We start from the raw sequence: 12,134 nt of genomic DNA on the forward strand, positions 1-12,134 counted from the left end.
ACACCTACTCCGCGGCCGGATGCACAATGCTCTTCGGCACCGGCGTCGCTTGAGTAGGCGCAGCCGCAGCCGTCGGCGCAGCATGGTGCTCGTCGGCGTCCGTATCGGCGCTGTGCACGATCAGTCGCTTGCCGAAGCGCCAGATCAGCGCGCCGATGTCGTCCATCACCATGAACATCGCGGGCACGAAGACCAGCGACAGCACGGTCGAGAAGATCAGGCCGCCGATCACCGCGAGCGCCATCGGCGAGCGGAACTCGCCGCCGGCGCCGACCGCGAGCGCGCTCGGCATCATGCCGGCGACCATTGCGATCGTGGTCATCACGATCGGGCGGGCGCGCTTCATGCCGGCGTCGATCATGGCTTCGTCGCGCGGCTTGCCCGCGTGGATCGCTTCGATCGCGAATTCGACCAGCATGATCGCGTTCTTGGTCACGATGCCCATCAGCATCAAAATCCCGATCCACACCGGCGTGGTCAGTTGCTTGCCGGTCACGAGCAGCGCCGCGATCGCGCCGCCGATCGACAGCGGCAGCGAGAACAAGATGGTGATCGGCTGCAGGAAGGTGCCGAACAGCAGCACCAGCACGGCGTAGACCATCAACAGGCCGGCGGTGATCGCGGTGGCAAAGCCATCCGACAGCTCGTTCAGGCTTTCGGCGTCGCCGGACGGGCTGACCCTCACGCCCTTCGGCAGGCTCTTCATCACCGGCAGCTCGTAGATCTTCTTGGTGGCATCGCCGAGGGCGGCGTGGCCGACGAGGTCGGCGGCGACGGTCGCCTGGCGTTCCCGGTCATAGCGGTTGATGGTGGTCGGACCCTGGTCGAGCTTGACGTCGGCGATGACCGAGAGTGGCACGCCGCCCTTCTCGCCATGCTCGCCGAGCGGCACCCGCAACTGTTCGAGCGTTTTCAGATTGCCACGCGCGGCATCTTCGAGCTGAACGCGGATCGGCACCAGCCGGTCGCCGACGTCGAACTTCGCGAGCGCAGGTCCGACGTCGCCGATGGTCGCGACGCGGATGGTCTGCGACAGGATTTCGGTCGAGACGCCGAGCCGCGCCGCAAGCTCGGCGCGGGGCTCGATACGCAGCTCGGGCCGTTCGAGCGCGGTTTCCGAGATCACGTCGGAGATGGTCGGGATCCGCTTCATCTGCGTCGCAAGCTCGCTCGCGACGTTGTTGACGATGTTGGCGTCGACGCCGGTGACGACCAGCGAGATTGCGCGCAGGCCGTTCTCGTCGAGGAACCAGAAGCGGATGTCGGGGATGCTCTCGAGCTCCTGGCTGATCGAGGATTCCAGCTCGCGCTGGGTGATCTTGCGGTCGCGCTTCGGTGTATAGTTGATAATCAGGGAGGCGCGCCGGACCTCCTGCGTGCCCGGCGGGACTCGGCCGCCGTCGACGAATATGCTCTTGACCTCGGGCCGCTGGCGCAGGCGCGCGACGATGTCCTCGGTGACCTTCTCGGTATAGGAGAGCTGGGTGCCCGGCGGCAGCTCGATCGCAAGCAGCGATCGTGCGCTGTCCTGCGCCGGCAGGAAGCCCTGCGGCAACAGCGTGATGCTCCAGATCGAGGCAGCGAAAATGCCGAAGCCGATCAGCACGGTGATGAAATAGTGCTTCACCGACCATGCCACGATCTTGTGGTAGGTGCGCAGCACGCGGCCGGGTGGCGGCTCCTGGTGATTGTGATGCTTGAGGAAATAGGCGGCCAGCATCGGGGTGACGAAGCGCGCGGCAAGCAGCGAGAAGAACACCTGTACCGAGACGGTGATGCCGAACTGCTTGAAGAACTGCCCGGCGATGCCGGACATGAAGCTCGCGGGGGCAAAGATCGCGATGATCGTCAACGAGATCGCGATGACCGCGAGCCCGATCTCGTCGGCAGCTTCCAGCGCGGCACGGTAGGGCGACTTGCCCATGTTCATGTGCCGCACGATGTTCTCGATCTCGACGATGGCGTCGTCGACCAGAATACCGGTCGACAGCGTGATGGCGAGGAAGCTGACGAGGTTGAGCGAGAAGCCGAGCAGGTCCATCGCCCAGAAGGCCGGGAAGATCGACAGCGGCAGCGAGATCGCGGCGATGATGGTGGCGCGCAGGTCGCGCAGGAACAGCAGCACGATGATGACGGCAAGGATCGCACCCTCGAACAGGGTCGAGATCGCCGCCTCGTAATTGCCCTTGGTATATTCGACCGAGGTGTCGATCAATTTCAGGTCGACGTCGGGATAGGCGATCTTGAGCGCATCGATGCGCTTCTGCACGGCGGCGGCCACCACCACGTCGCTGGCGCCCTTGGAGCGCTTGATGCCGAGGGCGACGACCGGCTCGCCGTTGAAGCGGGCGAAGGTGCGGCGGTCGGCGATGGTGTCGGTGACGGTGCCGAGATCGTCGAGCCGGACCTCGCCGCCGCCGAACAGCGGGATCATGGTGCCGGCCAGATCGCTCAGCGTCTTGGCGCCGGCCAGTGTCCGGATCGCCTGGTCGTTCTTGCCGATCTCGGCGCGGCCACCGGCGACGTCGACATTGGTGCCGCGCAGGCTCTGGCTGACATTGACGGCCGTCAGCCCCATGGCCTGTAACCGGTCGGGATCGAGCGAGACCAGAATCTCGCGCTCGACACCGCCGATGCGCTCGACCTGGGCGACGCCGCGCACGCCCTGCAGCGCGCGTTTGACCACGTCGTCGACGAAATAGGAGAGCTGTTCTGGTGTCTTGCCGGGCGAGATCGCGGCATAGGTGACGATCGGCAGGCCGATGACGTCGACGCGCTGGATCAAGGGCTCGGTGACGTTCTGCGGCAGGTTGGAGCGCACCCGCGTGACCGCGTCCTTGACGTCGTTCAGCGCGCGGTCGGTGTTGGTTTCGAGCGCGAACTGGATCGTGGTCACCGACAGGCCGTCGGTGATCTGCGAAGTGATGTGTCGCACGCCCTCGACGCCGGAGACCGCGTCTTCAACCGTCTTCGTGACCTGGGATTCAAGCTCGGCGGGAGCTGCGCCGAATTGCGACACCGCGACCGAGATCACGGGGATGTCGGCCGAAGGCAATCGCGTCACCGCGAGCTTGGTGAAGGACACCCAGCCCAGGATCAGGAGAATGATGGAGAAGACGACCGACGGCAGCGGATTGCGGATCGACCATGCCGAGATATTGAGAGCCATCAGCGTACTCGCGATCGATCGAGTTCATCGGCGAAGACGGTCTTGATCTGGTCGCCGTCATGGAGCGAAGAGCCGGCGTCGGCCACGACGATTTCGCCGACGTCGAGACCTTCCAGGATTTCCGTTGCGGTGTCGGACGTCAGCCCGACCCGCACCCGTCGCGTCTCGACCGTGTTCCCTTTGACCACCTGGACGGTGAGATGGTCAATGGCGGTTTTGGGAACCGCAACGCCGCAGCTCCGCTTGGCGTCGATGGAGGCGCGGGCGAACATGCCGACCCTCAGTGACGGATTGTTGGCAACGCTGATCCGGACGTGGCCGAGCTGCGTGGCGCGGTCGATCTCGGGTGAGACCAGCCGGACGCGCCCGATCAGGTCGGGAGCATCGTCCCTGCTGATCCGCACCGTGGCGCCGGGATTGAGCTTGGTCATATGCACGGCCGGCACCTGCGCATCGAGCTCGATCTCACCGCCCACGGCAATGCGGAACATCGGACCCGCCTGCGGCGAGGCCGGGGCACCGACGACGGTGCGGACTTCGGTGACGAGGCCCGCGGCAGGCGCCTTGAGCGAGATCGGTCCTTGCGGTCCCGGCCGTGCCGGCTGTCCTGGCATCTGCGGGGGCGGGCTCAATCGCGCCAGTTCCTGGTTCTCAGTGACCGTGGCGCCTTCGGCGACGAAGAGGTCGGTGACGCGCGACCCTTCCTGGTCGACGGTCACCACGGCCTCGCGGCGCGGCACGAAAAAGCCGGTCACGCGCACCAGATCGGAAAAGCAGGCATTGGTCGATTTCGTCACGACCACGACGGCGTCTCCGGGTGTTTCCTTCACCTCCGGGCGATGGCGGTTCTCGAACCAGTAATAGCCGACGCCGAGCACAACGATGAACGCCGCGGTTCCCGCGGGCTTGATATATTCGGTGATGTTCATCGCCGGATCATCCTGGCCTGGCTCGCTGTCGCCGGCTCGCGGCCTGCCACTGAAAGAGTTTCCCCGAAACGAAGCTGCGTCCCGCAAGGCTGCGGGACGCGCGTCGGACGCACGAACTTACACCACACGACCGGTCACTTGCACAACGTGTCGGGGTTATTTGGCCGCAGTAGTCTTGTTTTCCATATTGACGACCTGCACCCGGCGATTGACCTCCGCCATCGGCTGGCTCGGATCCTTCAGCTTGCTCTTGCCATAGCCGACGGTGACGAGATCACCTGCGGAAATGCTGTACTTGTCGATGAGGTAGCGCTTGATCGCGTCCGCGCGGCGCTCCGACAGGTCCTGGTTATAGGCCTCGCCGCCGGCGGCGTCGGTGTGGCCGGCGACGACGAAGGTCGAGCCCTTGAGGTCGGGATTGGTCAGCGCGCGGCCGAGCGCCTGCACGGATGGCATCGACTTGGCACTGATGTTGGCTGAGTTGTAGTCGAAGGTGATCTCGAGATCGATATTCGGCTTGTCCTTGGCGGCGGTTGCGATTTCCTCGCGTTCGGCCACTGAGAGCGAGCGCGTGGCGCGGCCCCGCACGCTCTGGAGCAATTTGGTCTCGGCGGCGCTCGGCGCTGGATCGGTGGTTTGCGGTCCGATCGAGAGGCCACGGGTCAGGGGCTTCTTCGGCGGCGCCAGCGCCCGGACGATCTGGTCCTCGGTGACGTTGTTATTGGTGTCCTTGTCGTCGCCAGCGAATGCGCTCGATAGCGGCAGCGTCAGTGCGGCGCCGATCGTGAGGATCGAGAGGATCGCGGTCACACCCTTTGCAGCCAATCTCATTGCCAGTCCCTCCTGCAAAAAATTCCTGCAACGAGCCCGGAAGAGCCCTTGCGGCATCCTTCCCTTGGTCTCCGCGGGGCTCTCGGGGGTTCGAGGCCGCGCCTCGAATCTCAAAAAAATATCAACGGACTCCGTAGCTTGCAAACTCCTGGACGATGTTCGGATCCATCGCCTTGGCGTTCGCAATGTCCAGCGCGCCTTCTGGGGCCGAGCCGTTGCGCTGCTTGGCAAGGCCCCGTCCATAAAGCGATGAGGTCAGGCGCGGGTTGATCTTCAGCGCCGCATCGAAATCCGCGATGGCGTTCTTCACCGCGCCGGATTTCAGGTTGACCAGGCCCCGGCTGTCGAGCGCATCGACGAAGTTCGGGCGCAGCCGCAGGGCCTCGTTGCAATCCTTCAGCGCGCCCTGGAGGTCGCCGATCACGGTGCGGGTCCAGCAACGGTTGTTCAGGGCCTCGACGTCCTTGGGATTGATCCGGATCGTATCGTCGAAATCCTTGATCGCAAGGTTATAGGCGCCCTTGCTGGCATAGACCTGGCCCCGCCGGTACAGCGCGTTCACGTCGTCGGGGTTGGCCGCAATCTTGGCGGTCAGGCCCTTGATGGTCGGATCGTCGGCCAGCGTGGCCTGGCTCGGTCCGGTGTCGCCGGTATTGGGGCTGGTGCCGGCGTCGGCCGGCTTCGCCGGCGGCTGCGGCGGGGGAATAGCCGCCTCAACCTGCGGCTTCGGTGACGGCGCAGGAGCCGGCGCGGGAGCGGGAGGCGGAGCGACATTTGCTTCGACCTGCGGCTTCGGCGGGGCGGGCGGTGCCGGGGCAGCGGGAGTTTGTGCCGGAGTTTGTGCAGGCGTCGGCGCAGGCGGCGGGTTGTTGGCAACCACCGGCGGCGTGGGCGCGGGTGGGTTCGGCGGCTGCGCCGTGGCGGTCGGCCGCGATCCGCCGGCGCCGGGAATGAAGGAGAAATCCTCGGCCAGCGAGGACGAGATCCACGGCACCTGCTCGTTGCGCGAGGCACGGGTGACGCCCATCTTGGTGCGGTTCAGCGTTTCCTCCGCCATCAGGTCGGGGACGCGGATTTCCTTCAAAAGCTCCTGGACGAACAGGCTGCGGTCACCACCGGCATCCGAGGTCACCGAGCTCAACGCCGCCGAATACATCACCAGCGTGCCGTTCGGCGCGATCACGGGGGCGAGGCCCGCGGAGAAGCTGCGGAACCGACGCTCGAACGGGTTGCGCCGGGAGGCATCGATCAGCGCGATCTTGACGCCCGCGCCGCGGGTGTTGATCTCGCCGAGCACGGTCTCGATGCTGAAGCCGTCGCGGCGCACGTCGGACTCGGTCCAGATCTGGGCGTCGACCGGGATCATGTAGCTCTGGCGTGCCGACTGGATGCCGAAGCCACTGTAGAACACCAGCACGACCGCGCCGGGCTTGACCTTGCCATAGAGCTTGTCGAAGGCGCGGCGCATGCCGTCGCCGGTCAGGTTCTCGCCGACATCGACGGTAAATCCGTCATGCTTGAGCTCGTCGGCGACGTCGCGTGCGTCGTTGATCGGCTCCTTCAGCGGGCTGTCGGCATCCGGGTATTTGGCATTGCCGATGACCAGCGCATAGCGGTCGCCGGCGGCAAAGGATGGCGCGGTCAGGACGACCCAGAACATCGGGAGCAGAAGCGAAAGAAAGCGAATCTTCATAACGAGCGCGGTCCAGCCAAAAAGGCGCCGTTCGCAAGCTTTGCGCCGCGGCGACCTTAACTTACGCAATTTGCATTATCAAACCGGGGGGTGGGGGCGTCAACCGCTTGGAGACACGGCATTATCGCGACAATTGACCGCGACGCTGGGGAAAGATGGAGGGGCCAAAGCGGCTGTCACGGCATTGCTCGATCGGAGGGGGAGGGTCCGGCGGATATATCTCTTAGCGCAGCCATCGCGACAAAAATGTGATCGGTCTCACATCTCGGCCGCACGCGAGGCGCGTTTGACCTTTGCGTCCGGCGGTGGCTTGGTGATCTTCAGGCTCCCCTCAACGAAAAAAGTGCAACCATGGGAAACCTCTACGAAGTCTACGCGCTGCGCTACGCGACGATGTCGCCCCGCACCCCCCACATGAACTTCCTGTCGCCGGACCCGCATGAGAGCGCCGCGCAGGATCTTGACTATTTCGTCTGGCTGATCCGAGGGCAGGGCCGCGACATCCTCGTCGATACCGGCTTCAACGCCGAGGAAGCGTCCTTGCGCGCCCGCAAGCTGACGCTCAATCCGGTCGACGCGCTGGAGCGCTTTGGCGTCAAGGCATCAGCCATTGCCGACATCATCGTGACGCATCTGCATTACGACCACGCCGGCAATCTCGATCGCTTCCCGAACGCGCGCTTCCATCTGCAGGAGCGCGAGATGGCTTACGCGACAGGCCGCTGCATATGCAACGGCTTATTGCGACATCCGTTCTCGGTCGAGCACGTCACGCAGATGGTGCGCCATGTCTATGGCGAGCGCGTCACGTTCTATGCGGGCGATGGCGAGGTCGCGCCCGGCGTGACCGTGCACCGCGTTGGCGGCCATTCCGACGGCTTGCAGGTCGTCAGGGTCGAGACGGCGCGCGGGCCTGTGGTGCTCGCCTCCGACGCCGCGCATTACTACGCCAATCTGCAGCGGCGCAGCCCGTTCCCGATCGTCTACAATGTCGGCGACATGGCCGCAGGCTGGGAAACGATCGAGCGCCTCGCCGGTCATCCAGATCGCTTCATCCCCGGACATGATCCACTCGTCACCGAGCTCTATCCGCGCGCCAGCGACAAGGTCGATGCCTGGGCGCTGCATCTGCCGCCGACGCGGTCGTTTGTGAAGTGATGTATCTCCGTCATTCCGGGGCTCGCGACTTCGTCGCGCCCCGGAATGAAGAGGTGAGGGAGCGAAACCCCGCTCTCAATCCCCCATCCTGAGGAGGCCGCGCAGCGGCCGTCACGAAGGATGCGGGCCCCAGTTGGGGTTGCAAGCGTAAGTTGTGTAAATCGGTCGAGTATAATACGGTACTGCCATGCGTGCGGACTTAGAGAAGGCGATGATGGCGCCGAACGATGATTGCGCAGTGTCGTCGCGCGTGAGTCGACTATGGGGCTAGTCATCCTTACAGGTGCATCGGGCTCGGGCAAGACGACGATTGCAGACAGGATACAGCAGCAACATCCCGAACTGGCTCGCGTGTTCCTGTTCGATAGCATTGGTGTGCCGTCACCAGAGGAACGGTTAGCGGGGTGGGGGTCCGGAGGCGGTTGGCAGCGCGCGATGACCATTGAGTGGCTGGTTCGGATCGCGAACGAACCTGACGCTCATCCTATCCTGTTTGAAGGCCAGATGCGCCTGTCGTTCATAAAGGAGGGGCTGGCAATTGCTGGAATTGCGCGGGCTCGCATAGTGCTGGTGCATTGTGACGATGCGACCCGAACGCATCGCCTTTGTAGCGAGCGCAACCAACCGGATTTGGCCAATGCAGAGATGATGAATTGGGCAAAATTTCTTCGACGCGAGGCCGAGGCGGGCGGATTCGAATTGTTGGACACATCGAAGATTTCGATCGAAGAGAGCGTTAGTTACGTTTGCGAGCGTCTGGGAAATTGACAATGCGGCGGGGGCAAAAGCGCCGGGATCGTTGCGGACGAACCGGGTTCGCTCACGGACAGCAGATCTCAGCGAGGTGCCGAGCGATTTCGCCCATGCTTACGAGTACTAATACGCCTGCTTGGCATCCGCCTCTTCGCTGGTCTGGATCAGATCCAGACTCTGCTCGATCTTGCCGAGCAGCGCCGACAATTGCTTGCGCTCTTGCGTGGAAAGGCAGCTGAGGATTTCGTCCTCCCGCCGCAACAATTGCGGGAACAGCTCTTCATAGAGCGCGCGACCCTTCTTCGTGAGCTGCAGGCGGAATTCGCGGCGGTCGGCTTCGTTCTCGACGCGCTCGATCAGGGCGTCATGCAGCAGCGCAGTGACCGCGCGGCTGATCGTGGATTTGTGCGTGCGGGTGCATTGCGAGATGAACTGCGCGCTACAGGCGTCGTTGCGGAAGCCCAGCGTGGCAAGCACGCGCCAGGCCGGAATGTCGAGCCCGTGCTGCTCCTGGTACTCGACCGCAAGCGCGGAGCTCACCTCCGCCGCCAGCCGGTTGAGGCGGAACGGCACGAACTTGAACAGATCGAGCCGCGCCTTGGGCTTCGGCGATGCCTCTTCCGCTTCCTTCGCCTTCAGCGCGGTATCGCCCAATGTCCTCGTCAAAAATCGCTCCGAATGCCAGTTGACGGACGGCGGTCGCCGGTCCAAGATAGTTGCACGTGAGACTATCTAGCAGATAAGTCCCCTCCTGACCAGAGCGAAAGGTTAGCGCATGGCGCAGGCAAAAACCCAGTTCGGCTATCGCCGCCACCCCGACCAGGATCGCCCCGACCAGACTCCGGCCGAGCACGCGACCGTGGTCGTGGGTGCCGGGCCGGTTGGGCTGTCGCTTGCGATCGATCTGGCGCAGCGCGGCCAGCGCGTGGTGCTGCTGGATGACGCGGATCGCATCGGCGAGGGCTCGCGTGCGATCTGCTTTTCAAAACGCTCGCTGGAATATTGGGATCGGCTCGGCGTCGGCGACCGCATGGTCGAGAAGGGCGTGGTGTGGAGCGTCGGCAGGATCTTCCACGGCGAGTCCCAGCTCTACCAGTTCAACCTCTTGCCGGAGGAGGGGCACAAGCGGCCCGCCTTCATCAACCTCCAGCAATATTACGCCGAAGCCTATCTCGTCGATCGCATTAGGGATCTGTCGGAGATCGACCTGCGCTGGCGCAACAAGGTGACGGCGCTCGAGCAGCGCAACGATTCCGCCGTGCTGACGATCGAGACGCCCGAAGGCGCCTATCGCATCTCCGCGCAGTACGTCGTCGCCTGCGACGGCGCGCGCTCCTCGCTGCGGCAGATGGTCGGTGCGGAATTCGCCGGCCAGGTGTTCGAGGATCAATTCCTGATCGCCGACGTCAAGATGACCGCAGAATTCCCGACCGAACGCTGGTTCTGGTTCGATCCGCCGTTTCATGCCGGGCGCTCGGCGCTCTTGCACAAGCAGCCTGACGACGTCTGGCGCATCGACCTCCAGCTCAATCGCTATGCCGACCCCAGCGTCGAGAAGAAGCCGGAAAACGTGCGGCCGCGGATTGCGCGCATGCTTGGGCACGACCAGTTCGATTTCGAATGGATCTCGCTTTACAAATTCCAGTGCCGGCGTATGGATCGCTTCATCCATGGCCGCGTGATCTTCGCCGGCGACTCCGCGCACCAGGTCTCGCCCTTCGGCGCGCGCGGCGCCAATTCGGGGCTTGAGGACGCAGAGAATCTGTCCTGGAAGCTCGATCGGGTGCTGCGCGGCCAATCGCCGGTGACCTTGCTCGAGAGCTACCACGTCGAACGCAGCATGGCGGCGGACGAGAACATCCGCGAATCGACCCGCTCGACGGATTTCATGGCGCCGAACTCGCATCAGGAGGCGCGGCTGCGCAAGGCGGTGCTGTCGCTGGCGAAGGAAACCGAGTTCGGCAAGCGCATGGTCAATGGCGGTCGGCTCTCGGTGCCTTGCAGCTATGACTCGCCGCTGTCCTCCGCCGACGCGGAGCCGTGGAGCGGTGGTCCGCGTCCCGGCTGTTCCATGCTGGATGCGCCGATCACGACGCGTGCGGGCGAGGGCGCGTATCTGACCGATATGTTCCGCAAGGGTGGAACGGGATTTGCCGTGCTCGGGTTTGGCAATGATGCGGCCATCGAGCTGCCCGACGGCTTGAAGGACATCCGTATCGGCCGCGAGAACGGACTGATCGACCCCGACGGGCTCTTGGCGAAGCGCTACGACGCCGAGCCTGACACGGCCTATCTGCTGCGGCCCGACGGCTACGTCGCAGCGCGATTCCGCCATCCAACGCAAGCGAAAATCGCAGCGGCATTGTCGCGCGCTCAAGGCTTGAATTGAAGGTTTTGCGAATGGCTCTCTCCACCAGCTCGAACTTCGCGCGGCCTGATGACGCCTTCCGCGCCATCGTCGAGGCGCATCGCGGTCTGACGGAGGAGCAGAGTGCAGACTTTGATGCCGCTCTGGTCCTGATCCTCGCCAACCATATCGGCGACATCGAGGTGCTCAAGGAAGCGATCGTGCTCGCCAGGCGCCGCATGGTCGATGGCCAGCAGCAGCAACAGCAACAACAATAACCGTGCAAGGAACGAACTGATGGCGAAGAACTTCGCATCCACCGGCGATCTCGCGGAGAAGAAGGTCACCTTCTCCGAGATCGGTCCCGATCTCTATGCCTTCACCGCCGAGGGCGATCCGAACTCCGCCGTCATCGTCGGTGAGGACGGCTGTCTGGTGTTCGACGCGCAGGCAACGCCGGCGATGGCGAACAAGGTGATCGAGCGCGTGCGCACGGTCACCGACAAGCCGATCAAATACGTCGTGCTGTCGCATTATCACGCCGTGCGCGTGCTCGGCGCATCCGCCTACAAGGCGCAAGGTATCGTCGCCTCACAGGAGACCTATCGGCTGATCGAGGAGCGCGGCAAGCAGGACTGGGATTCCGAGTATGGTCGATTTCCTCGTCTATTCCAGGATGCGCAGAGCATTCCCGGGCTGACCTGGCCGACGCTCACCTTCGAAGGCGAGATGTCGCTCTATCTCGGCAAGCGCGAGGTGCGGCTGCTGCAGCTCGGGGCCGGCCATACCTCCGGCGACATCGTCGCCTGGGTGCCGGATGCCGAGGTGATGTTCTCCGGCGATCTCATCGAATACCACTCGGCCTGTTATTGCGGCGACGCGCATTTGCGCGAATGGCCGCTGACGCTGACCGAGATCCGCAACTTCAATCCCAAGGCGATCGCGCCGGGCCGCGGCGATGCGCTGAAAGGCACCACCACCGCGCGCGAAGCGATCGCGATGACACGCGACTTCGTCACCACGCTCTATGGCGCGGCGGAAATCTCCGTCGCCAAGGGCCGCACGCTGAAGGAGACGATGGCGGCAGCGCGCGAGGTGATGGATCCCAAGTTTTCGAGCTTTGCCATCTACGAGCACTGCCTGCCGTTCAACGTGTCGCGCGCCTTTGACGAGGCGTCCGGGATCGACGACCCCGTGATCTGGACCGACAAGCGCGACCAGGAGATGTGGGCTGCCTTGCAAGGAGGAGGATAG

Annotated in this window: 10 protein-coding genes; 5 read left to right on the forward strand and 5 right to left on the reverse strand. The window is 64.1% G+C overall.

The features are described 5' to 3' along the window. Positions 1 to 4: 4 nt before the first annotated feature. The 4 genes from SO180_RS15725 to SO180_RS15740 form a co-directional block, all read right to left on the reverse strand. Entirely contained in the window at positions 5 to 3,169 is a 3,165-nt protein-coding gene (locus tag SO180_RS15725; protein WP_449379748.1) for an efflux RND transporter permease subunit, read from the reverse strand. Further along, entirely contained in the window at positions 3,169 to 4,098 is a 930-nt protein-coding gene (locus SO180_RS15730; RefSeq protein ID WP_449379749.1) for an efflux RND transporter periplasmic adaptor subunit, read from the reverse strand. The genes SO180_RS15725 and SO180_RS15730 overlap by 1 nt, the downstream gene beginning before the upstream one ends. Positions 4,099 to 4,254: 156 nt before the next feature. Next, entirely contained in the window at positions 4,255 to 4,929 is a 675-nt protein-coding gene (locus SO180_RS15735; RefSeq protein ID WP_449379750.1) for an OmpA family protein, read from the reverse strand. Positions 4,930 to 5,050: 121 nt separating this feature from the next. Continuing rightward, positions 5,051 to 6,622: a caspase family protein gene (locus tag SO180_RS15740; RefSeq protein WP_449379751.1), complete on the reverse strand. Its 1,572-nt coding sequence runs from the start codon at positions 6,620 to 6,622 to the stop codon at positions 5,051 to 5,053. Positions 6,623 to 6,973: 351 nt separating this feature from the next. Between SO180_RS15740 and SO180_RS15745 the strand changes: the two genes are divergently transcribed. Both SO180_RS15745 and SO180_RS15750 read left to right on the forward strand, forming a co-directional pair. Beyond that, the gene (locus tag SO180_RS15745) at positions 6,974 to 7,780 is read left to right on the forward strand and encodes an N-acyl homoserine lactonase family protein (RefSeq protein WP_449379752.1); all 807 of its coding nucleotides are present in this window, start codon (positions 6,974 to 6,976) and stop codon (positions 7,778 to 7,780) included. Positions 7,781 to 8,041: 261 nt separating this feature from the next. Next, the gene (locus SO180_RS15750) at positions 8,042 to 8,548 is read left to right on the forward strand and encodes an ATP-binding protein (RefSeq protein WP_449379753.1); all 507 of its coding nucleotides are present in this window, start codon (positions 8,042 to 8,044) and stop codon (positions 8,546 to 8,548) included. A gap of 108 nt (positions 8,549 to 8,656) precedes the next feature. On the opposite strand, the gene SO180_RS15755 is transcribed toward SO180_RS15750, so the two are convergent. Then, the gene (locus tag SO180_RS15755) at positions 8,657 to 9,199 is read right to left on the reverse strand and encodes a MarR family winged helix-turn-helix transcriptional regulator (RefSeq protein ID WP_449379754.1); all 543 of its coding nucleotides are present in this window, start codon (positions 9,197 to 9,199) and stop codon (positions 8,657 to 8,659) included. A gap of 109 nt (positions 9,200 to 9,308) precedes the next feature. On the opposite strand from SO180_RS15755, the gene SO180_RS15760 reads away from it, so the two are divergent. Genes SO180_RS15760 through SO180_RS15770 form a run of 3 tightly spaced genes read left to right on the forward strand, consistent with a single transcriptional unit; the run spans position 9,309 to position 12,134 of the window. Continuing rightward, entirely contained in the window at positions 9,309 to 10,922 is a 1,614-nt protein-coding gene (locus tag SO180_RS15760; protein WP_449379755.1) for an FAD-dependent oxidoreductase, read from the forward strand. Positions 10,923 to 10,933: 11 nt separating this feature from the next. Continuing rightward, positions 10,934 to 11,158, forward strand: coding sequence for a DUF2783 domain-containing protein (locus tag SO180_RS15765; protein ID WP_449379756.1), 225 nt, complete (start codon positions 10,934 to 10,936; stop codon positions 11,156 to 11,158). 19 nt (positions 11,159 to 11,177) lie between these two features. Continuing rightward, positions 11,178 to 12,134 (forward strand): MBL fold metallo-hydrolase, encoded by a 957-nt coding sequence (locus SO180_RS15770; protein WP_449379757.1) that lies wholly within the window; start codon positions 11,178 to 11,180, stop codon positions 12,132 to 12,134.

This window comes from Bradyrhizobium sp. UFLA05-112, from assembly GCF_053572325.1.